Raw genomic sequence first — 24,023 nt, forward strand, 5'->3', positions numbered from 1 at the left:
AAAAGAGCTATCTCTTTTCAAAGATAGCTCTAATAAACGAATTACTTTTCTACTATTATGCTGTTTTTCTTTATAGATACACTTTTTGTAAATCCACTAACTACAAACATCACAATCATATTAATTAACAATGCGACTATACCTACATTTAAATCTTTTATAGACTGCGGAAAACTCGGAAACATCGTAGCTATATTAGAGCCCGATAAAGTGATATATGCAACAACTAATAACCCCATTCCCATTCCTGCAATCGCTCCTTGCTTCGTAATAACCTGGCGTGGAAACAAACTACAAACAAGTGCAGGGAAAAGTTGTGTAACGATACTGTATCCCATTAACAGAAGGGCTCCTATTGTTTCTCCTCCTTTAAATGTAAATAAAACTGCTACGAGCGTTACTACAGGTACAAATAACTTTGCAGCTTTAGCAACTTGTCTATCTGAAGCAGATGGAACCATCGTTCGATAAATATTTTTCGCTAACAGTGTAGAAGCCGCCATAACAAGCATAGAGCCTGGAACTAACGCCGTTAATACTCCCGCACTACCAATAATTCCAATAAACCAAGGATCAAAAGTTTGTAAAGCAAGACGGAATAACGAAAGATCCACATCCGCTCCCTTTAACCCAGGAACTTGCAATATAGCAGCAAACCCTGCAAAAAATACGAAAAGTAACACTAAAGAATACAATGGCATAATTGCTGCATTTTTACGAAATACTTTTTCATTTTTTGCAGAAAAAGCAGAAGCAAATGTATGAGGCCACATATAAAAACCTAGGGCCGTTAATATAATAGTAGAAACAAACCAAGAAATACTCATTCCTTCTTCAGGTAAAGATAAAAATCCCGGCTTCGCTGCTTCTACAGCCTCAAACATAGGCTGAAATCCTCCATAATAATGATACGGTAAATATATACCTAAAAACATAACGATAAACAGTATCATAATATCCTTCAAAGCAGCCGTCCAAGCCGAACCGTGTATACCTGAAACCATTACATATATAGTTATAACAATAGCACCAATCCATACTGCAACAACAGGTGACACCCTTCCGTAAGAAGCTTCTGAAACGATAATCCCCAGTCCCTTTAACTGTAAAACAAGATATGGGATGATGGAAACAACACCAACAACTGAAACAATAAGTCCAAGCGCTTTACTTCTATATTTCTTCGCAAAAAAATCCGACTGCGAAACAAGGTTATGCTCTTTCGCATACTTCCAAATTGGTGGTAATAAAAAATACGATAAAAGATAAGCTAAAGCACCATATCCCAAAATATAAAAGGTAGGCGCTCCTTTACTATACGCCCAGCCGCTTCCCCCTAAAAATGTAAATGTCGTATAAATCTCACCTGCCATCAGGAGAAAAACAAAAATAGTGCCAAATCCTCTTCCCCCAACTGACCATTGCTCTAAATTCATATCTTTTCCATGTTGTGCCCGAATCCCTAAAAATAGTGCGAGAAACAAAAATAAAATAATAATAAGTAATGCAGTCATTTTACATCCTCCTTATTAGCAGGATCAAACACGTACACAAGCCCCATACAAAGAGATGTAATAAACACTGATAATAATACCCAAAATAATAAAAATGGCATCCCTAATACGTAAGGAGTAACTGAATTCGCAAATATTGGCCCAACTACTAAACAAAGTACTGGAATAAGCGCTAAGATGTGTATTTTCTTCATCTCATTCTCCTTTACTTATAAAATTCATAATGGCTGATACAAAGACTTCCACTCCAATCGGTAATGCATCTTCATCAATTGTAAAACGAGGATGATGATGAGGATATATAATACCTTTCTCTTTATTTCCCGCTCCGATAAAAAAGAATGTCCCTGGTGCCTTTTGTAAAAACGCTGAAAAATCTTCTCCAGCCATCGTCGGCTGCAAACGAACAACTCTATCTCTTCCATAAAGTTGTAATGCCGTTTGTTCAATAAGCTCTGTAACTTCATAATTATTTACAACTGGTCGATATCCATATTCATAAGAAAACGTATATTTCGCTCCGTAAGATTCCGTAATATGCTTCACAATCCGCTCAATCTTCTTCTCTGTTTCACCTCGTAACTCATGTCTTAAACTTCTCACTGTCCCTTCAATCTCCGCTTGCTCTGGTATTACATTATGAGTTGTCCCCGCATGAAATTGAGTAACGGATATTACGAGAGAATCTAATGGATTCGTGAGGCGAGATACAATTTGCTGAAGTTGCGAAACGACTTGTGTACCGATTGCGATACTATCCACCGTTTCATGAGGGATTCCAGCATGTCCACCTTTTCCCTCTATCCTAATTTTAAAAACATCCGGTGCAGCCATTGCAGGACCATAAATAACGCCTATTTTCCCAACCTCTAACGACGCCCAAAGGTGAGCACCAATGATATAATCCACACCTTCCATTACACCTGCCGCAATCATCTCCTCTGCACCACCAGGAAAATTTTCTTCAGCATGTTGGAATAGAAAACGAATCTCCCCTTTAATCTTCTCTCTTGCTTCTACTAACTTATATACAACCCCAAGTAATATCGCTATATGTCCATCATGACCACACGCATGCATCACACCTTTATATGTAGAAATAAAATCAAACTCATTTTCTTCATGAATAGGAAGAGCATCCATATCGGCTCGAACCGCAACTGTTTTGCCCGGCTGTTTACCTACTAACTTTGCCATCACACTATATTTAGTCGGCCGTGACACTTCTAAATATGGGCATTTCCGAAGTATATCGAACACAAACTGCGATGTTTTTTCTTCTTGAAAAGATAACTCTGGATACTTATGAAAATGCCTTCTCCACTCAACTAACTGATTTTTTGACAAAACAAGTTCCTTTGCAACATCCATACCCCTTCACTCCTTCTTCACCAAGTTAAATGTTATTATAACGTGAATTGTTAACTTTTAAAAGAATCTTCTGAATTTTCAAATATGATAAACCAAAAAGAAAAAGCCATCCAAAAGATGACTTTTTCTTTATTATAAAATAGTAATCGCTTGTTTTCCCATTTGCTCCCAAGCTTTCTCAAATTCTGCTCGTGGAACAGCCAAACGTGGATTATTTTTCAGAGGATCATTTACATATACAAAGTTTTGATCATATCCAATTACTACTGCACTATGCTCATAATATGTAATTTTCACTTCGCCTGAACTCGTATTCCATGTTTCAAAACTACTTTCAGCTAGCGGCTTAAACGTCGTATTAATAATGACCCATACCGGGGAGCCAGAACTAATTACTTTATATATATCTTGCATGTCTCTACCTGTTAAATTAATTACTTTTTCAGGAACATATTTTTCTGCTAAATCAAAGATTGGTTTATTGTATACACCATATCCAGGCTTTGCCTTTGTATAAATATTTCCTACAAACCCCTCGTAAGGATTTCCACGCAAACCATTTTGTTCAAATGGAACACGATAAATTTCGCTAGCAAGTTGCATCTTATCTACTTGTACACCTTTATATTGCAGCAACATAGCTAAACTTGTCACTTCACATCCTCGAGGTAATTCTGGTAATTGTTTAATAAACGGAACATCTTCAATCATAGCTGCTTCTTTCATTTCAGATAGAAACTCTAAGCGTAAAACTTGCGCCTTTTGCATGATTTTATCTTTCCCTATAAAAAATGCAGCAGCAAGTATAATACCAAAAACAAAAAGATATTTTAACTTTTTCATTATAAACAAAACTCCATTAATTATTATTTTACAGACACAACTCTTATCATTGTACCCTTCTTCTTACTAGTTTACTAGAAAGATCATGTGAATTATCGCTCATAGAATTAATTATAAAAATTCTAATTATTTTTAATAAAAAGAAAAATAAATATACATTTCCAAAATTTTTTGCTAAAATCAAAATTGTTAACATGGTGAAGATATCACCATGTTAACAAACATTCTTAGAGTATTTAGTCATAGTTCATTTTTTACATACTCCATTCATTTCATAGCAAATAAACCGAGTGTGTGTTGCATCCCCCACTAATGATTAAAAACTCAGAATAAAATGAAGTTCACACATTCAAGAAAATACGGGGTGAGGGGCATATGAATCAACAAATTGAACAAACAAATTTAAAACGAACAATGAAAAGTAGACACCTATTTATGATTGCACTCGGTGGTGTTATCGGAACCGGGCTATTTATGGGATCTGGTCAAATCGTCCATAATGCCGGACCTGGTGGCGCTATTCTTGCATTTTTAGTCGGTGGATTTGTTATGTATTTAACGATGTTATGTCTTGGTGAATTATCTGTTGCTATGCCAGAAGCAGGTTCATTCCAAAGCTATGCAAGCAAATTCATTTCACCTGGTTTTGGATTTGTTGTCGGTTGGATGTATTGGTTAAATTGGGCTGTTACAGTTGGCGTAGAGTTAACAACTGTAAGTATTTTAATGAAACGCTGGTTTCCAGACGTTTCTTCATGGATTTGGTGCGTTACATTTGCAGCAGCGCTCTTCCTCGTAAACGCTTTATCAGCAAAAGCATATGCAGAAGCAGAGTTTTGGTTCGCAAGTGTAAAAGTTGCAACAATTGTTATTTTCATCGTACTTGGTGGCGCTGTTATGTTCGGTTTACTAGACTTTAACGGAAAGCCAGCTCCGATGCTTCATAATTTCACTGAAAATGGCGGGCTATTTCCAAACGGTGCATTAGCTGTTCTTCTTACGATGATTACAGTAAATTACTCCTTCCAAGGAACAGAATTAATCGGAATCGCTTCAGGAGAAAGTGAAAATCCTGAAAAAACAATTCCAAAAGCGATCAAAAATACAATTTGGCGAACTCTCTTCTTCTTCGTCTTAGCGATATCAGTTGTTGTAGGTTTACTCCCATGGCAAGAGGCTAATCTAGTCGAAAGTCCGTTTGTACTTGTTTTTGATGTAGCCGGTGTCCCATATGCAGCAGACATTATGAACTTTGTTATTATTACAGCTGTATTATCCGTTGCTAACTCTGGTCTATACGCAAATTCTCGTATGCTGTGGGCGATGGCAAAACAAGGAATGGCAAGCCCAGCATTTACGAAATTAACTAAAAAAGGTGTACCGCTAAATGCATTAATTTTCAGTCTGATTTTTGCTAGCCTTTCCTTATTAACAAGTGTATTTGCGGCAGATACTGTCTTTCTAGTTTTAACATCTATTGCAGCAATGGCTGCCGTTGTCGTTTGGATGTCAATTGCCGCTTCACAGTTTTTCTTCCGTAGAAATTTCGTAAAAAATGGTGGCGACATAAATGATTTAAAATATCGTACACCGCTCTATCCGCTAGTTCCAATCGTGGCGTTCTTACTCAATTTCATTACATTTGTTAGTTTGGCTTTCATTCCAGATCAAAGAATTGCTCTTTATTGTGGCATTCCATTTATGATTATTTGTTACATTTTATACCAATTTAAATATAAAAAAATTGTCACACTTGAACAGCCACGAACTATCACACAAAAAATAAACTAAATATACAAAATATTCAGCTATCTTTCTTATGATAAGATAGCTTTTTTCTATTTCTTGGATATCCTGGTATAACTTTATTTATCTTAAAATTTTCACAATCACGTTTTTCTCTGGAAAATAGTTTACAATGTAATCAAGTTACAAATGATATTCACCTTAAAAAGTGTGCATTTGTGTCTATTTTTTAACAATATATCAAAAACTATTGCCTTCTATAAATTAATAGGTTTATATTGTTTTATTGGCATAGTTTCAATCCAAGGAGAAAGGAGATTTTCAATCGTGCAACTAAAGAAAGCGTTTTGGAAGTTGGCTTCGCTTCTTCCGTTATCATTACTTCTGTTCCTCGGTGGCTGTGATAAAAAACTCGCAGTATTAAATCCGCAAGGACCTGTTGCAAAAGCACAGTATGATTTAATTGTTTGGTCATTCTTGCTTATGTCATTAATTATCGCAATTGTATTCATTCTGTTTACAGTCATCTTGATTCGTTATCGTGAAAAACCAGAGAATATGGACTATGAGCCACCTGAACAACACGGTAACACATTACTAGAAATTATTTGGACGCTTGTTCCTGTTATTATCGTTATCGCATTATCGATTCCAACAGTAAAAGCAACTTATGCTTCGGAAGAGGTTCCGAAAGAGTCCAAACATATTAAACCAGTTGAAATTTATGTTACATCTGCAAACTGGAAATGGTTATTCAGTTACCCAGAGGAAAAAATTGAAACCGTTAACTATTTAAATATCCCAGCTGGTGTACCAATTCAATTCAAACTGACTTCTGTCGGCCCAATGAATGCTTTCTGGGTACCAGAACTTGGTGGTATGAAGTACACAATGGATGGCATGATTATGGATCTTTATTTACAAGCTGATAAGCCAGGTTCTTACCTAGGCCGTAGTGCGAACTTCTCTGGTGAAGGATTCACACACATGGAGTTCGAAGTTGAAGCAAAAACTAAAGAGAAATATGACAAGTGGGTTAAAGAAGTACAAGAAAAGGCTGATAAGTTAACCGAAGAGAAGTACAACGAAATTATTAAACCTGGTGTAGTTGGACGCATGACGTTCTCTAGTCACCACTTAAGTTATGTAGATCCAAAATCACTTGAATATTGTGATTACAACTACTACAAAAACAAAAAATAATAGCTATTATTCCAACAGATTGGAGTGAACACAGTGAAGCTTGATGAATTCTTTGTCACAGGTGACCCGATTATTTACGGTGCAGACGCTTCTATCGTTCTTGTGACATTAGCAATCATTTTCGTACTAACAAAGTATAAAAAATGGAAATGGCTTTGGGACGAATGGTTGACAACTGTTGACCATAAAAAAATCGGAGCCATGTATATTATTTCTGCGGTTATCATGTTATTCCGCGGTGGTATGGATGGTTTAATGATCCGTGCACAGTTAACATTCCCAGAAACAACTTATTTAAACGCTGAACACTATAACGGAATCTTTACAACGCATGGTACAGTAATGATTCTTTTCATGGCAATGCCATTCGTTATGGGATTAATGAACCTTGTAGTACCATTACAAATTGGTGCTCGTGACGTTGCATATCCGTTCTTAAATGCTTTAAGTTTCTGGTTATTCTTTGTCGGAGCAATGTTATTCAACATCGCTTTCGTAATCGGTGGTTCTCCAGACGCTGGGTGGACTTCTTACTTCCCAATGGCAGGTACAGAGTTTACTTCAGGCGTAGGAAATAACTACTACGCAATTGCATTACAGATTTCAGGTCTCGGTACGCTAATGACCGGTATTAACTTCCTTGTTACTATCTTAAAAATGCGTACACCTGGTATGACTTTCATGAGAATGCCAATGTTTACTTGGTCAATCTTAATTACAACAATTATCATTATTTTCGCTTTCCCAGTATTAACAGTTGCTCTTGCATTAATGACATTTGACCGTCTATTCGATGCTCACTTCTTTACGATGGCGAGCGGCGGTATGCCGATGTTATGGGCCAACCTGTTCTGGGTATGGGGTCACCCTGAAGTATATATCGTTATTTTACCGGCATTCGGTATTTTCTCTGAAATCATTAGTACATTCTCACGTAAGCGTCTATTCGGTTACAGTGCGATGGTATACTCAATGGTTGCAATTTCTTTACTAAGTTTCGTCGTATGGCTTCACCACTTCTTCACGATGGGTGCAGGTCCAGCGGTTAACTCATTCTTCTCGATTTCGACAATGGCGATTTCGATTCCAACCGGGGTTAAGATCTTTAACTGGTTGTTTACACTGTATAAAGGACGTATTCGTTTTACAGTTCCAATGCTTTGGTCATTGGCATTTATTCCAAACTTCGTAGTCGGTGGGGTTACAGGGGTTATGCTTGGAATGGCAGCAGCTGATTATCAATACCATAACAGCTACTTCCTAATTGCTCACTTCCACTACGTATTAATCGCAGGTACAGTATTCGCTATGCTTGCTGGATTCACATTCTGGTATCCAAAAATGACTGGTCATATGTTAAATGAACGCCTAGGTAAATGGACATTCTGGATCTTTATGAGCGGATTTAACATCTGTTTCTTCCCAATGTACTTCTTAGGTTTAGACGGTATGACTCGTCGTATGTACACTTACTCTGAAAGTCTTGGATGGGGATGGCTAAACCAAATCGCATCTGTTGGTGCGGTAATGATGGGTATTGGCTTCCTACTTCTTTGCTACAACGTAATTTGGAGTGCACGTCACGGTGAACGTGACACAACTGGAGATCCATGGGATGGTCGTACACTTGAATGGGCAACTCAATCTCCTGTACAACATTACAACTTCGCAAAGCTTCCTGAAATTAAAGAAGCTGATGCTTTCTGGTACATGAAAAAACGCGGAGAAACAGTTACACCAGCAGCAGAAGATATCAAACCAATTCACATGCCAAGTAACTCTGGTGTGCCTATTATTGCGTCTTTATTCTTCGGTCTTGCAGGTTTCGCATTAGTATTTAGCTGGTTCTGGCTTGCAGCAATCGGTGGTATTGGTATTTTAGCTTGCTTAATCTATCGTTCATTCGATTATGACGATGGTTACTACGTAAGTGTTGATGAAATTAAAGAAACAGAACATATAGCATGAGAGGTGAAATAACATGGCGGCTTTAGATAAAAGCTTACCTTTGGAATATCAATCCGAACAAAGCAGATTGAATATCCTAGGATTCTGGATTTTTCTTGGGGCTGAAATTATGCTGTTCGCAACACTTTTCGCCTCTTATCTAGTCCTTGCTGGTCGTACGGCAGATGGCCCAACTCCAGCGCAACTGTTTGAACTTAAAACGCTTTTAATTCAAACATTACTACTTTTAACAAGTAGTTTCACATGTGGTATCGTAATTCACGAAATGCGTAAGCACAACCAAAAAGCGATGCTTGGATGGTTCGTCCTTACATTACTTTTAGGTGCAGGTTTCCTATTCTTCGAGATTGAAGAGTTCATTATGTATATTGGTGAAGGCGCAACAATTCAAACAAGTGCTTTCCTATCTGCATTCTTCGTTCTTCTTGGAACGCATGGAGCCCACGTAACAGGCGGTATCATTTGGGCAATTTGTGTTATTATCCAAATTTTAAAACGAGGTCTAACACCAGTTACAGCTCGTAAAGTATTCATTATCAGCTTATACTGGCATTTCCTTGACCTTGTTTGGGTCTTCATTTACACACTAGTTTACTTGAACGGGATGGTGGCGTAAATGGCTCAAAACAACAATCAAGCAAATGGGCATGCGCATAGCGGATTCCCTTGGTCACACGTTTTCGGATTTATTTTATCGCTTGCATTAACGTTTCTAGCGTTATACGTGGCACTTTACACAACATTGCCACTTTCAACAGTCTTAACAACTATTATCATCATGGCTGTTGCGCAAGCATTGTTACAATTAATTATGTTCATGCATTTAAAAGAAGGAGAAGGAAGAGTTCAAATTCTTACAATGATATACAGTTTCTTCGTTGCAACTGCAACAGTTGGTTTAACTGTATGGATCTTCTTCTCAATGTAATGTACATGAAAAAGACTGCTGAGATTCCTCAGCAGTCTTTTTTTATCCCCTCCCCTATTACATCCACATTACGGAATTAACAACAGAATCATGAAAAATATACTTATTATGACAAATGTTAAGAAAAGTCTTTCTTTATGAAATCGAATCCATATGCGTTGCTTTTCTACCTATTATATGGCTAAATAGGTACTATATTTATTTGAAGGGAGAGAACGCAATGGAACATCATACTTCTGTTCTATCACTTATGGTTGTCGTTGCAATCGCGTTTTTCGTTCCCCTTTTGTTACAACGCTTTAAATTAAAAGCACTTCCTGTTGTCGTTGCAGAAATTATTGCAGGAATCTTTGTAGGTAAAAGTGGGTTTAATATTATTGAGCCAGATATATGGCTTCAAGTTTTATCAACATTAGGATTTATCTTCCTCATGTTCTTAAGCGGTTTAGAAATTGATTTTTCTATCTTTAAACAAAAAGGGAAAAAAAATACGACAAACGAGCCAAATACATTTCAAGCAGCAAGCATTATCTTCTTATTTATTTTCATCTTATCTTATGCCCTATCATTACTATTCGTATGGCTAGGATTCGTAGATAATGCAATGTTCATGACTTTAATTATTTCAACTATTTCTTTAGGGGTTGTTGTACCAACATTAAAAGAGAACAACCTAGGAAAAACTGCAATCGGACAAATCATTTTATTAGTTGCTGTTATTGCAGACTTAGTTACAATGATTTTACTCGCTGTTTTCGTCGGATTAAATTCCGAAAGCGGCCAAAGTATGTGGCTCTTACTTCTTCTATTCGGTGCCGGTATTGTCATTTACTTTATTGCAAAACGCTTTAAAAACATTCCATACTTAGATAGTTTAAAAGCTGGTAGTGTACAAATTGATACACGGGCTGTTTTTGCACTCATTTTAATCTTAGTTGGTTTATCGGAATCTGTTGGAGCAGAAAATATTTTAGGTGCCTTCTTAGCAGGCGTACTTGTATCGTTATTATCACCAAATGAAGATATGGTTGAAAAACTTGATTCCATCGGCTATGGTTTCTTCATCCCTATTTTCTTCGTAATGGTTGGTGTAAATCTAGAGGTATGGTCTATTTTTAAAGAGCCTTCTAGCATGCTAATGATCCCAATCTTAATTGTAGGACTCTTTATTTCAAAACTCTTACCATCACTCGTCTTACGAAAATGGTATCCACGTAATATCGTACTTGGAAGTGCAATTTTATTAACATCGACACTTTCTTTAGTTATTGCGGCTGCACAAATTGGTGAAAAACTGGGGATTATCAGTCCAAGTTTATCTGCCTCTCTTATTTTAAGCGCAGTTATTACTTGTATTTTTGCACCTATATTATTTAAAAAAATGTTCCCAAAAGTAGAAACACCAAAACCAAAAGTAGCTATTATTGGCGCGAGCAGAATTACCCTTCCGTTATCACTAGATTTAAAACGAGAAGATTATGACGTAACGCTATATATGATGCGTCAAAACAAAATAAATGATGAAGAAGCGAAATCACATGACTTTCCTATCGTGAAATTAGATGACATCACAATTGCATCATTAACTGAACAAACAGCATTTGATGCAGATCGCGTCGTTGTTGCAACAAGCGATGATGAACAAAACTTATTATTGGCAGAACATGCAAAAGAGCTAGGTGTTGAACATGTTATTGCAAGTGTAGAAGATCCACTTCTACAAGAAAAAGCAACGCAAGAACATATCGCTGTATTCTCAACAATTAACTCTACACGTATTTTATTACGTGCACTTATTGATAAACCTAGTCTCGTTCGCTTAATTACAACAGCAAACGAAACAGTACGCGAAGTTGAACTGCGCAGCAATAAATATAACGGCATTGCGCTTCGCCGCCTCCCGTTTTTAGGTGATGTACTTGTCATTCAAATCTACCGCGTTAATAAAGCATTAATACCACATGGTGATACAAGACTACAACACGGTGATACATTACTTGTAACAGGTTCGAAAGAGCATATCGATACACTAAAAAACATATTAGAGTAAAAAAATGCCCCCCACATAATTGAGGGGCATTTTTTAATTTTTATATGGTAAAATGTTACTATCACATATTATGAGGATGGATTACATTATGTCTATTGTAACTTTAGCTCTCTTATTATTAGCAGAAGTACTCGTCGCCATTATTCTCATCGGTGTTAGCATTGAAATTTGCAGCTATGGTTGGAAAAAATCAAATGGAGTTAAATACTCATGCCTTTTTCTTTCACTCCTTCTAGGAACCGCTAGTATACTCGGCCTTCTCGCTGCACCTGCATACTTCTTTATACAACTTATAGAAAAAGGTTTATAAGAAAGGATGATAATATGATTACTGTGCAGTATATTGATGCATCCGAGACACACTTATTACGCCAAGCGGTGTTGCGTCCCAATCAGTCCCTAGCAGACTGTAAATACTCTTCTGACTACGAAAAAGACACATTCCACTTAGGTGCCTTTATAAACGATGAGTTAATTAGCATCGCTTCCTTCTCAAAAGAAATATATCCTGATTTGCAAAATGGTATCCATTATAGACTACGAGGAATGGCAACATTACCTAACTTTCGGAACAAAAGAGCTGGAAGCTCCTTAATTCAGAAGGCAGAACAAATTTTAAAAGAACGGAAAGCAAACATTCTATGGTGTAATAGCCGTATTACTGTAACTGACTATTACAAGCGATTAGACTTTCAGGAGCATGGTGAAATCTTTGAAATTGAACCGATTGGCCTTCATAAAGTTTTGTATAAAAAGATATAAGAAAAGCTTTCCTCAATACGGGAAAGCTTTTCTTATATTTCAATCTTCACTTTTTATCTTTTTCATATATATGTAGATAAATAAACTAGGAACTAAAAAACAAGCAAACATAATAAGTGCTGTTATATTTATTTCTTTTATCGAGATATCTGGTGTTACAATGATACAAACAGCTAATATCCCAATAATAATACCTACTGGAATTAATAATAATTTCATGAAATAGCTACGTGACACTCCGCCTGTGTGCTCATATACCTCTACAGAATGTTTTAAATTTAAGAAGTTAATAACTACGATCCCGCCAATAAATATCATTAATAAATCCGAAACACTTTCATATCCTGCCTCTTGCAAGACATAGCGGTAAAAGATGATAGCTAGTATGACGATATTTTGTAAGATGAAAGCCCATCTAATATGTTTTAACCCTTCAATCATTAAACGTTCATCTTTCACGATTTTCATCCTATCACTCCTTTTCCTCCCAAAACAACTCATTCAACGTTTTATCTACTGCATAACAAATTTTCAAACATAAATCTAAAGATGGATTGTATTTCCCCTTCTCAATTAAACTAATCGTTTGCCTTGTAACGCCTACTTTTTCTGCTAATTGTTGCTGTGTTAAATCTAACTGAACACGCGCGACTTTTATTTTACTTACAGCCATTCATGTTCCTCCTCTACCTTTATTGTAACATATATATTCCTTTAAGTAATTTATATTTTACAAAACCAATTAAGTTTTCACCTTATTCCAATTAGTGCGGGCTAATACACAGTGGGGATCCTCCCTACTGCCTATAGTCTCACTTTATTATACACAAAAAAGGAGCCTCTCATAAGAAGCTCCCTCTCCTATATCTATATTATAAGAATAAATGACATCCAAATAAAATTGTAAATAAGTATAGTAATGGATGTACTTCCTTTCCTTTACCCTTCACAATTTTCAAAACTGGATATACTAAAAACCCAATTGCGATTCCATTTGCAATACTAGATGTTAACGGAATACCTATAAAAATCAAAAATGCTGGTAACGCATCTTCAAATTCATTCCAATTAATATCTCGAATGCTTTGTGCCATTAAACTACCTACTATAATTAATGAAGGAGCTGTAATAGCGGCCACACTTGATAAAGAAGCAATAACAGGACTGAAAAATGCCGTTATAATTGTTAGACCAACAACTACAATCCCTGTTAATCCAGTTTTCCCACCTGCAGCAATACCTGCTGACGATTCAATCGTCGCTGCTGTTGGGCTTGTTCCAAAGATAGAACCTGTAGTCCCTCCAATTGCATCTGCAATAAACGCTTTACCAAAACGCTTCTCTGTATTGTCTGTAATTAAACCTGCTTGTTTAATTAAACCAAGTAATGCACCTGTTGTATCGAATAAAAGTACAAGTAAAAATGAAAATACAACACCATATAATCCGTATTCAATTACATCTGAAAATGCATTGGTTGGGTTTGAAACGATAATACCCTCTGGCAAATGAGGCATCGCCACAATTTTATCAGCAAACTTCAATTGCCCTGTAAAGAAGGCGATAATTCCTGTCACAATCATACTAATAAATAATGCACCACTCACACGTAATGCCATTAATACCGCCGCTAATATTAAACCAATTAAAGTTAAAATAACAGCTGGAGAATGAAAATCACCAATCGTAACTAAATTAGACGGATGATCTACGATAATTCCAGAAAGGCGCAATCCAATAAAAGCAATAAATAGTCCAATTCCACCTGCAATTGCATGCTTTAAACTATCAGGAATTGCTAAAATTAACTTTTGCCTAAACGAAGTAAAAGATAATAAAAGAAAAATAATCCCCGTTACAAATACAGCTGAAAAGGCAACTACATATGTAATCCCTTCTGCCTTCTGTACAACAGAATAAGCAAAATATGCATTCATTCCCATAGCTGGAGCAATAACAATCGGGTAATTCGCGAAAATTGCCATACCTACTGTTCCAACAACGGTGGCAATAATTGTTGCTGTAAACGCTTGGTCAAATGGTACACCTGCATCAGATAATATTTTTGGATTGATGACAAGAATATACGCAAATGTAAAAAAAGTTGTGATGCCAGCTAAAAACTCTTGCTTCACAGAAGTGTTATATTTTTGTAATTGAAACATGCTTATGTACCCTTCCTACACCTGAATTATTATCACACATTCTTTTCTTACTAGTATGTGAGAAAATATAATACTTAATCTTAACAATCAATAAAAAGAAGAGTCAATATATTCCCTAATAGTTCGAATTTTAAGTTTAAGTCTGACAAGTACAGATGTAGTACAGTTCATTATGATTATTTTTGTAGCATAACAGATAGAAATGTTTTATAATTTGAAATAGTTAAACATTTAACAAACGCATTCAAATATCGTTCACTCTACAAGGGGGATTCTTCTTATGCAGCACACAAACAAATCTGGAACTTTAAATCGTGGTTTAAAAGAACGACATATTACTTTAATGTCACTTGGCTCAGCTATTGGTGTTGGGCTATTTTTAGGATCCGCTTCCGCTATTAAACTAGCCGGTCCTTCTATTTTACTAGGCTATATGATTGCCGGACTCGTTATTTTTTTCATTATGCGAGCTCTCGGGGAAATGGCAATTGAACAACCTGTTGCCGGTTCTTTTAGTAAATATGCATATGATTATATCAGCCCACTCGCTGGTTATATTACTGGTTGGAATTACTGGTTCTTATGGGTTGTTACTTGTATGGCTGAAATTACAGCAGCTGGTATTTACATGCAGTACTGGTTCCCAGATATCCCGCGCTGGACTTGGGCATTACTTGCTCTATTGTTAATGAGCGCTTTTAACTTCTTATCAGTAAAAGTATTTGGAGAACTTGAGTTTTGGTTTGCTCTCATTAAAATTGTCACAATTATCTGTATGATAGTAGTCGGCGCTGGTATTATTTTATTCGGATTCGGAAACGGTGGTATCGCTACTGGTATTTCAAACCTTTGGTCACATGGTGGCTGGTTCCCAAATGGTTTTTCTGGGTTACTACTCTCCATGCAGATGGTACTATTCGCTTATTTAGGCGTTGAATTAATCGGTGTCACAGCTGGTGAAGCTCAAAATCCGAAGAAAACACTCGCAAAAGCAATTGATAACGTATTTTGGAGAATATTACTGTTCTACGTAGGAGCGCTATTCGTTATGATGGCAATTTATCCATGGAACGAACTTGGTGAGAAAGGAAGCCCATTCGTATTAACATTCCAGCAAATTGGTATCGCAAAAGCAGCAGGTATTATTAACTTTGTCGTATTAACAGCAGCTCTTTCTTCTTGTAACGGTGGTTTATTTAGTACAGGCCGTATGCTATTTACATTAGCTCAGCAGAAAAAAGCTCCTGAAAGATTTGGTCGTTTAAATAAAAACGGCATTCCAAGCCAAGGAATTGTAGCAACTGCTATCGTTTTACTCATTGGTGTTATATTAAACTATCTCGTACCTGCAAAGGTATTTACATGGCTTACTAGCATTTCAACTTTCGGCGCAATTTGGACTTGGGGAATTATATTAGTTGCTCAAATTAAATTCCGTAAAAGCTTACCTACTCAAAATAAACAAAAGTTATCATATAAAATGCCTTTATACCCATTAAGCTCATATTTCTCACTCGTTTTCCTTGTATTAGTACTAGGTATAATGGCGTATTCAGAAGATACACGAATTGCATTGATTGTCGGCCCAATTTGGCTTATCGGCTTAGCAATCGTATATTACATGAAAGGGTTTCATAAGATTGATGAAACACCTAACTCAAAAATTAGTTAAGCAAAGCACCCCTTCCTTATTACTTGGAAGGGGTGTTTTTATATCTATATAAATATTTCTCAACAAAATTCACGGTATTTTTACAATCTTTTAATATTTTTTATGTTTTCCGTCTTTATTTTTACAGAAAAATAAATTACATTATTAAAGCACATATATTTATTATTAGGGGGATTCTTCTATGAAGAATAAAAAATGGATTACATTTTCTTTAGCAACAGCAATTACACTAAGTATAGGGACCTCGTTCATACCGTCTACTTATGCCGAAAGCTCTGTAGACCCAGCTCCTGAAATTGCTGCAAAAGTTGTAAATCAAAACAATGGGAAGAAAGTATTATTCGATAATACACACGGTCAAACTGCTGGGACAGCTGACTGGGTTATTGACGGCGGCTTTTCTGACTTCGGAAACGGCATTGCAAAAAACGGATATCACGTAAAAGAACTTCGTAAATCAACACCTATTACGTACGAAGACCTAAATGGTTACAATGTATTTATCGTTCCAGAAGCTAATATTCCTTACAAAAAATCTGAGCAGGACGCTATGTTACAATATGTAAAAAATGGTGGTAGTATCTTCTTTATTGCCGATCATTACAATGCGGATCGTAATAAAAATCGCTGGGACTCTTCTGAAGTATTTAATGGATATAGACGCGGTGCTTGGGATAATCCAGCAAAAGGAATGTCTAATGAAGAAGCAAATTCACAAGCTATGCAAGGAGTAGAAAGCTCTGATTGGCTATCTGACAACTTCGGTATTCGCTTCCGCTACAATGCACTTGGTGATGTTTCAGCGAAAACAATTGTATCGCCTGAACAATCTTTCGGAATTACAAAAGGTGTTTCTTCTGTAGCAATGCATGCTGGTTCTACTCTAGCAATTACAAACCCAAAACTAGCAAAAGGACTTGTTTACCTTCCAGAAAATCCATCAAAATGGAATAACGCTGTTGATAGTGGCGTTTATAATGGCGGTGGTATTGCAGAAGGCCCATATGCTGCAATTGCAAAAATAGGACTTGGAAAAGCTGCCTTTATTGGTGACTCTTCTCCTGTTGAAGATGCAACGCCAAAGTACGTTCGTGAAGATTCTGGCCAAACAAAGAAAACTTACGATGGTTATAAAGAAGAAAACGATGCGATTTTATTAGAAAACATCGTAAATTGGTTATCGAATAAAGAGACATTTACAAGTTTAGATCAAGTAAATGGTTTACAACTTGATTCACCTACAGCTCTACAAACATTTGAACAGCCAAGCTTATCAACAGAACCACAACCTGAACCTTGGAGTGCACCAAATGCAGGTTATCAATGGTTTAATACAAATACTTTTAAACCAGGTTCATACGGTTATAACGGTGCGGTAACAACAAGCGACTACGTCGTTACACACCCTAGCATTCTACCAAACAATGAAATTTTCCAAATGAAGATTCAAGTAAACAACTTCCTACCTAATACAACTTATAACAACTATTCTTTAGGTATATTCACTACTGGTGGAACACAAGTAGCAAAAGTTCAAAATACAAACGGCACTTGGCCATCTGCTTTCGGATATAGTAGTGCATTCTCTTTCACAACAAACAGCTTAGGCTCTGCTGAAAAAGTTGTAAATGTACAGATTGATTCAAATACAACTGGACAAGCAACGCTTCGTCTACGTCAAAATACAACAGCGAAATATAATGAAACTGTAACGATTAATAAAAAATAATGAAAAAGGCAATCCATACATGGATTGCCTTCTTTTCACTTCTCTTCTTTTGAGAAAAACATTCTTGAAATAACGATACCTATACTACCGACGATTAGGAATAACACTGCCCTAATCATCATCGAAACCTCCGGTAAGTCAAGTAGGAATAACTTCCCTACCGTTACTACTAATACGATTAATCCAGCATATAATATTTCATTCATCTGTCTATAACGGCCAAACCAAACTGCAAATAACGCATATATCATCCATAATAACGATACAGATACGCTAATTATACTTCCATCTGTAGAAAGAACTTCACCAATTCTAGTGATTGTAATAAATACAATGACCATTAACCAGTAGAGCGCTATAGAGTACACATACTTACCAAAACTCGCTAACACTTCTTTCGCTTGTCTCATGCAATAATAGAATGTTCCTATTAAAATAATATGAGCAACAAAGCCTGCCGAAATAAATTGATCAAACGGACTAAAAATCGTTTGTATCATTCCAATCGCGTAAATCGTTGCACTAACATACAATTTTATCTGTTGTTTTCCTTTAATAGAAGTAACCATTCCAAGGAAACCTTGTAATAATAGTACGATCGCTGCATTCACTAAACTATACTCGTATAAAATCGCTAAACTAAATGCTCCCATCGTGAAACCAAATAAGAGATTTGTAAATGTAGAATGTCTATTCTTCCTATACTCAAGCACAAACATAGCAGCGTGCACAATTGCACTAATAATCAATCCCCATGTTGTAAAATCAGGTATTTTAGCAATAGCTAGTATAAAGAAAACTGCATTCGCACTAAATATCGCCAAACGCGGTTCTGGTATAAAACTTCTCTCCGTAAACATATGCCAAAATAATAGTAAATGAATCAAACCATATACAATCGTTAACTGTATTTGCAAGTTCTCTACTAACATTGACATAACAGCAAAGAAAACGAAAAGGACAATGGCAGCAACAGCATAAGAAATCATATATAAATATTTATAACGATTTTTCAACGCATACCATAATAAACTAAGTGTTAACACTGTCTCATATCCAAAGAAAATATAAGGATTAGGAGTCGTACTATTTAACAAAAATGGTACGAAGAACGCTCCGACCGCTACGAAAATAGTGAGATATTCCGATTGATATCTTTTCGCTAAATAAATGCCTAAAATAACCCATGCAATATTACAGAGAAACGCGACACTTGCCGGAATAAATCCGTATAAATAATGTGCTGCAAACGTTGTTAGAACAATCCCGGTAATACTTCCTCCAGCTAATACTAATCCTAACGCTTGCCGCTCTCTTTTAACTTGAATATCTCCTATATAATACAACCCGATAGATACTGCGATACCAAACACAATTCGTATCGCTGGTGTTAATAAACCAGCATCTACCCCTGCTTTAAATAACCAGATCACTCCAAGCAACATAATACCGACAAATACACGTGGTAACCACGTTTGACAAAACTTAATAATATTAAATGGCTCTGGTTTAAAAGCAGATATATCTACTTGTTTTACCTCACGTTCTTGCAAAGGCTCTTTTATCTTAACTATTTCTTCTTTTGGCTTTTCCTCCATTACCGTTTCAATATATTCTTTCTTATCCTTACTAACATGTTGCTGAGCGTTTTCTACTTCTATTTCCCTTTGCTTCACCTTTAATTCAGCAAGTGCTTCTTGAATCGTTTCAATTGCCGTTTCGAGTGCTTCTATTTTCTTATCCAAATCCTTCTTCATATGCTCCCCCCTTATTCGTAACTCTCATTAAACCTATATATTACCAATTACCTTTATCATACTCTTAGTCTATTCATTTTCAATAGTATTTTTCCAAAAAAAGAAAGGTGTCTTCCCAAAATAGGAAAACACCTTTTTACTCATTTATTCTTATTTAAAGCAATGCTAACGATGAAACCAAGACACATGCCTACAATAGCTGGAACAATCCATCCAACACCTTCTGTATAAAACGGAATGTATTTTAATACTGACGTCCACTGATTCATCATTACATTTTTATTTAAAATATCAATTGCACTAAATATTGCTACAATCCAAACAGTTACTGCATATACGTATGCATACTTCCCAATATACTTATGGAATAACCCTAGAATAATAAGCGTTAATGCAATTGGATAAATAAATCCAAGAATTGGTACTGATACTTTTAAAATTTGCGTTAATCCTAAATTAGCTAAGATCATACTAACAACGCTTACTATAAATGCCCACACTTTATAAGATACTTTCGGAAATGCACTCGAAAAAAATTGACTACAAGACGTAACAAGTCCAATTGAAACACATAAACATGCGATAGTAAAAATAAGACCTAATAAAACGACTCCACCCTGTCCAAATAATGTAGTCATAACTTGTGCTAACACTTTGGCACCGTTATCAAATGTTCCTAATGAGCCACTAATTGCCCCCACATATCCAAGGATGACATAAATAATCGATAATAATAGTCCTGCCCCGATTCCAGCAATACTCATATATTTCGCTAAACCTTTATCATCTTCAATACCCTTTGCACGTAATGCATTTGCAATAACAATTCCAAAGATTAAAGCAGCTAACGCATCCATTGTTAAATATCCATCTAAAAACCCTTGAAACATAGGAGCTTGGCCATAGTTCCCTATTGGTTCTTTCATATCTCCTACTGTTGTAAACATACTCTTTATAAAAATAAGTGCAATCATACATAATAATAACGGCGTCAAGACTTTTCCAAACAACCCCATTAGTTTAGATGGTGATAAACTTAACCAGTAAACAATACTAAAGAAAATAACTGTGTAAAACAATAATACTCCGCTTCCTGCTTCAGGGAATAACTGACCTGGCCCCATTTCAAAGGCTAAACTTCCCGCACGTGGTATACCAAGCCCAGGTCCAATAAATACATACACGATACATGGAAAAATAATTGCAAATGAAGAATGAACTCTACCCGCTAACGTTTGAAAACTTCCTGCTTTTGCAATAGAAATAACACCTAATATAGGAAGACCTGTTGCTGATATAATAAATCCTACTAACGAAATCCACACATGTTCTCCTGCTTCATATCCAAGAAAAGGTGGGAATATAAGATTCCCTGCTCCAAAGAACATCGAGAATAACATAAGACTAATAAGTAAAATTTCTTTTTTCTGTAACAATTTCATTTCTTTCTCCTTCTTTAATTTCATCTTTTATGAAATCAATTCCACATATAAAAAAAGTACAATAACCCGCTTCCTTACAAAGAAAACATAGTCCATAGTCTATCACAAAAGAAACACCCCTTCTATAGCTATTCCCTTTTTCCAATCTCTTCTGAAAAATCAACCTTTATTGACTTATAATAGTTAATAAGGTAAAATATTAAATGTACAAAATTATTAACTTTGTTTTTGTTTGTGTCAGGAGGAAAATAACATGGAATCAGCGATACAACTAGAAAGAGAACAACAAAGAAAAAAGAAACATCCTCCAGGTTTATACTTACTCTTCTTTACAGAAATGTGGGAAAGATTTAGTTACTATGGATTACGAGGATTATTAACATTATATTTAACGACAGCTTTAGTAAGCGGTGGTCTTGGGTTTAGTCCCGCATGGGCACTCTCTATTTACGGATTTTATACTGGAGCCTGTTATTTCACACCAATGATTGGTGGATACTTAACAGACCGTTTTCTAGGTAGAAGAAAAGCGATCACAATTGGTGGTATAACAATGGCAATCGGTAACCTTACACTATTTGCCTTGCAAAACCAATTAGGCCTATACCTCGGATTAGCGCTTATTATTATCGGTAACGGATTCTTCAAACCGAACATCTCTACACTGGTTGGAGAATTATACGAAGAGAACGATCCAAAACGTGATAGTGCATTTACCATTTTCTATATGGGTATTAACGTCGGGTCATTTTTAGCTCCACTCGTTTGCGGGTTTTTATCAGAAAATTTATTCAAAACAACAGTTGATGGCGTTGTACATTACGGATTCCGTTACGGTTTCTTAGCCGCTTCAATCGGAATGATTATTGGACAAATTTTATTTACAACATTATCAAATCGCTTCCTTGGTGATATCGGTAAAAAACCAACTCGCGATTTACAAACAACAGATGGACAACCATCAGTAGGAGATACACCGTTAACAAAAAAAGAAAAACAACGTACCGCAGTTATCGTCATTTTAACATGCTTCGTTGTCTTCTTCTGGGCTGGCTTTGAACAAGCTGGTAGCTCGTTAACATTATATACAAACAAATTTGTAGACCGCTCTGTGTTCGGATGGGAAGTTCCAACATCTTGGTTCCAATCGGTCAATCCATTATTTATTATTTTACTTGCTCCAGTCATTTCTGCATTATGGGCAAAACTTGCAACTCGCAAGCGCGGTGATTTAAAAATCCCAACTAAAATGGGACTTGGTATGATCTTGCTTGGTATCGGTTATATCATTCTCGTTATCGCTACATTAAAAACAGGTAGTGATGAACATAACATTACAGAAAAAGCAAACTTACTATTTATCGTCTTTACGTATCTTTTCCATACGTTAGGTGAGCTATTCTTATCACCTGTCGGACTATCAATGGTTAGTGCGCTTGCTCCGGTAAAATTAGCATCTTTACTAATGGGTGTATGGCTAGCAAGTTCAGGTATCGCCAATATTTTAGGCGGACAACTTGCAAGCTTTACAACCTCACTTGGATACGCTGAAGTATTCACAGTTATTGGCGCTGTGGCAATTATATTAGGTTGTGTTTTATTACTAATTTCTAAGAAATTAGTGAAATGGATGGATTAAAAAAGATGAGGAATTTCTCCTCATCTTTTTTATGCCGTTTTACCTTTTTCTATTGCTTGTTCGTACAGCTCTTTATGTTCTTTATATTCACTTGGTACGAAACTCTTATAGAAGAATGAGAACCAGCTGTCTCCCTTTTTATACCCTTCTTCTCGAATTTCTGCTGCTTTTTTATTCAATTTAAACCCTTCAGTAAACCATTTCTTTAACAATTCATTTCTTTCATACTTAGCAGGAACTTTTAAATTATAGTTTTCAAATGCATACTTATAGCCAGCCTTTTCTACTGCCTTTTTTGTAGACTTATAGCCTTTTTCATACGCTGTTTCATATGCCTTCACGTATACTTCTTTCTCTCTATTTCCAGGATTCTTTTCAGCAAGTTCTTTCCCTGTCTTTTCTCCTAATTCAGCTTGTTCTTTTTCAATTTTTTCTGTTCTTTCTTTATTCCCTACTTTGAACCCGTCTACAAAGTTTACCTTAAACTCTGGAGCAACTTGACTATCGTCCATCGTCTCTTGTGCTAAACCTTGTTCTTTTCCTTTTTCAAAATGCGTTTTCTTCTGCTCTTCTAAAGACCATGCGGCTGCATAAGTCGCTTTAAACGCTTGTTTATATGCATCAGATTTTCCAGCTACATGCACTTCTGCATCATTTTTTCCTGCTTTAAAATCAGTTTCTCCATTCTTTTGACCTTCAAGTTGACCTTTTTCCATATCAGCTTGGCGCTGCGCTTCCTCTTGCTTACGTGCCTCTTCAGCTTTTCTTTGTTCTTCGGCTACACGTTGTCTCTCTTCTTCAGCTTTACGCTGTGCTTCTGCATTACGTTGTTTTTCAGCCTCAGCGTTGCGCTGTGCTTCTGCAGCACGTTGTTTTTCAGCCTCAGTATTGCGCTGTGCTTCTGCTTGTCTCTCAGCTTCTACAGCACTATTATTATTCTGGCTAGGAGCTGGGCTCGTTGCACCACTACTAGAAGCTGGTTTATTGTGATAATGATATTCCCCGTACTGTAATCCCCATTTCTCACAATTTGTACGACACGTATGTCCGCCGTTAGCATCTGTACGCCCTGGATGCCCATAAGCTGAAATTGGAGCTACCAATAACGCTATACTCGTTGTTAAAAGAAGTTTCTTCACCTGTTGTCTCACTCTTGTTCCTCCCAAAATATAGAATTATAACTTTATTATACACAAATAGAAGAATACTTAAATACAAACCAAAACATTCTATT

General features: G+C 36.2%; 21 protein-coding genes. 11 read left to right on the forward strand and 10 right to left on the reverse strand.

The annotated features are described in order from the left end of the window. Positions 1–41: 41 nt before the first annotated feature. From N2V92_RS03965 to N2V92_RS03980, 4 genes are all read right to left on the reverse strand, one after another. Positions 42–1,514, reverse strand: coding sequence for a sodium:solute symporter family protein (locus tag N2V92_RS03965; protein WP_000125940.1), 1,473 nt, complete (start codon positions 1,512–1,514; stop codon positions 42–44). Next, a complete protein-coding gene (locus tag N2V92_RS03970; RefSeq protein ID WP_000719836.1) occupies positions 1,511–1,708 on the reverse strand; it encodes a DUF3311 domain-containing protein in 198 nt (65 codons plus the stop codon). Before N2V92_RS03970 ends, N2V92_RS03965 begins: the two co-directional genes overlap by 4 nt. Before the next feature lies 1 nt (position 1,709). Continuing rightward, positions 1,710–2,885 (reverse strand): amidohydrolase, encoded by a 1,176-nt coding sequence (locus N2V92_RS03975; protein WP_000382122.1) that lies wholly within the window; start codon positions 2,883–2,885, stop codon positions 1,710–1,712. A 132-nt stretch (positions 2,886–3,017) separates the two neighbouring features. Continuing rightward, the gene (locus N2V92_RS03980) at positions 3,018–3,728 is read right to left on the reverse strand and encodes a C39 family peptidase (RefSeq protein WP_000734492.1); all 711 of its coding nucleotides are present in this window, start codon (positions 3,726–3,728) and stop codon (positions 3,018–3,020) included. A 375-nt stretch (positions 3,729–4,103) separates the two neighbouring features. On the opposite strand from N2V92_RS03980, the gene N2V92_RS03985 reads away from it, so the two are divergent. From N2V92_RS03985 to N2V92_RS04020, 8 genes are all read left to right on the forward strand, one after another. After that, positions 4,104–5,519 (forward strand): amino acid permease, encoded by a 1,416-nt coding sequence (locus N2V92_RS03985; RefSeq protein WP_001075766.1) that lies wholly within the window; start codon positions 4,104–4,106, stop codon positions 5,517–5,519. A gap of 282 nt (positions 5,520–5,801) precedes the next feature. Then, positions 5,802–6,677, forward strand: coding sequence for a cytochrome aa3 quinol oxidase subunit II (locus N2V92_RS03990; protein WP_001176164.1), 876 nt, complete (start codon positions 5,802–5,804; stop codon positions 6,675–6,677). Positions 6,678–6,710: 33 nt separating this feature from the next. After that, on the forward strand, positions 6,711–8,645 hold the full coding sequence (gene qoxB / locus N2V92_RS03995; protein WP_042597166.1) for a cytochrome aa3 quinol oxidase subunit I: 1,935 nt from the start codon (positions 6,711–6,713) through the stop codon (positions 8,643–8,645). Positions 8,646–8,658: 13 nt separating this feature from the next. After that, complete coding sequence (gene qoxC / locus N2V92_RS04000; protein WP_000729316.1) at positions 8,659–9,261, forward strand: cytochrome aa3 quinol oxidase subunit III; 603 nt, start codon at positions 8,659–8,661, stop codon at positions 9,259–9,261. Further along, on the forward strand, positions 9,262–9,573 hold the full coding sequence (gene qoxD, locus N2V92_RS04005; RefSeq protein ID WP_000068425.1) for a cytochrome aa3 quinol oxidase subunit IV: 312 nt from the start codon (positions 9,262–9,264) through the stop codon (positions 9,571–9,573). It abuts the gene before it with no gap. Between the two features lie 220 nt (positions 9,574–9,793). After that, a complete protein-coding gene (locus N2V92_RS04010) occupies positions 9,794–11,623 on the forward strand; it encodes a monovalent cation:proton antiporter family protein (protein ID WP_000399964.1) in 1,830 nt (609 codons plus the stop codon). A gap of 52 nt (positions 11,624–11,675) precedes the next feature. After that, positions 11,676–11,933 (forward strand): DUF4022 family protein, encoded by a 258-nt coding sequence (locus N2V92_RS04015; protein ID WP_003260542.1) that lies wholly within the window; start codon positions 11,676–11,678, stop codon positions 11,931–11,933. A gap of 14 nt (positions 11,934–11,947) precedes the next feature. Then, positions 11,948–12,385, forward strand: coding sequence for a GNAT family N-acetyltransferase (locus N2V92_RS04020; RefSeq protein WP_000633848.1), 438 nt, complete (start codon positions 11,948–11,950; stop codon positions 12,383–12,385). 39 nt (positions 12,386–12,424) lie between these two features. On the opposite strand, the gene N2V92_RS04025 is transcribed toward N2V92_RS04020, so the two are convergent. The 3 genes from N2V92_RS04025 to N2V92_RS04035 form a co-directional block, all read right to left on the reverse strand. Then, the gene (locus N2V92_RS04025; protein ID WP_000706646.1) at positions 12,425–12,853 is read right to left on the reverse strand and encodes a hypothetical protein; all 429 of its coding nucleotides are present in this window, start codon (positions 12,851–12,853) and stop codon (positions 12,425–12,427) included. 4 nt (positions 12,854–12,857) lie between these two features. Next, the gene (locus tag N2V92_RS04030; protein WP_000301184.1) at positions 12,858–13,058 is read right to left on the reverse strand and encodes a helix-turn-helix transcriptional regulator; all 201 of its coding nucleotides are present in this window, start codon (positions 13,056–13,058) and stop codon (positions 12,858–12,860) included. Positions 13,059–13,257: 199 nt separating this feature from the next. Beyond that, positions 13,258–14,550 (reverse strand): NCS2 family permease, encoded by a 1,293-nt coding sequence (locus tag N2V92_RS04035; protein WP_000487187.1) that lies wholly within the window; start codon positions 14,548–14,550, stop codon positions 13,258–13,260. A gap of 280 nt (positions 14,551–14,830) precedes the next feature. Between N2V92_RS04035 and N2V92_RS04040 the strand changes: the two genes are divergently transcribed. Continuing rightward, a complete protein-coding gene (locus N2V92_RS04040) occupies positions 14,831–16,222 on the forward strand; it encodes an amino acid permease (protein WP_001164901.1) in 1,392 nt (463 codons plus the stop codon). A gap of 181 nt (positions 16,223–16,403) precedes the next feature. Beyond that, positions 16,404–17,951: a hypothetical protein gene (locus N2V92_RS04045; protein WP_000791515.1), complete on the forward strand. Its 1,548-nt coding sequence runs from the start codon at positions 16,404–16,406 to the stop codon at positions 17,949–17,951. Positions 17,952–17,986: 35 nt separating this feature from the next. On the opposite strand, the gene N2V92_RS04050 is transcribed toward N2V92_RS04045, so the two are convergent. Continuing rightward, a complete protein-coding gene (locus N2V92_RS04050; protein WP_000710908.1) occupies positions 17,987–19,708 on the reverse strand; it encodes a DUF2339 domain-containing protein in 1,722 nt (573 codons plus the stop codon). Positions 19,709–19,848: 140 nt separating this feature from the next. Beyond that, positions 19,849–21,150 (reverse strand): branched-chain amino acid transport system II carrier protein BrnQ1, encoded by a 1,302-nt coding sequence (gene brnQ1, locus N2V92_RS04055; RefSeq protein ID WP_016078610.1) that lies wholly within the window; start codon positions 21,148–21,150, stop codon positions 19,849–19,851. Positions 21,151–21,403: 253 nt separating this feature from the next. On the opposite strand from brnQ1, the gene N2V92_RS04060 reads away from it, so the two are divergent. Beyond that, a complete protein-coding gene (locus tag N2V92_RS04060; RefSeq protein WP_000443140.1) occupies positions 21,404–22,789 on the forward strand; it encodes a peptide MFS transporter in 1,386 nt (461 codons plus the stop codon). A gap of 29 nt (positions 22,790–22,818) precedes the next feature. On the opposite strand, the gene N2V92_RS04065 is transcribed toward N2V92_RS04060, so the two are convergent. Beyond that, on the reverse strand, positions 22,819–23,940 hold the full coding sequence (locus N2V92_RS04065) for a YHYH domain-containing protein (protein ID WP_001249825.1): 1,122 nt from the start codon (positions 23,938–23,940) through the stop codon (positions 22,819–22,821). Positions 23,941–24,023: the final 83 nt, after the last annotated feature.

Source organism: Bacillus sp. CH_48, from assembly GCF_038008465.1.
GTDB lineage: Bacteria > Bacillota > Bacilli > Bacillales > Bacillaceae_G > Bacillus_A > Bacillus_A thuringiensis_S.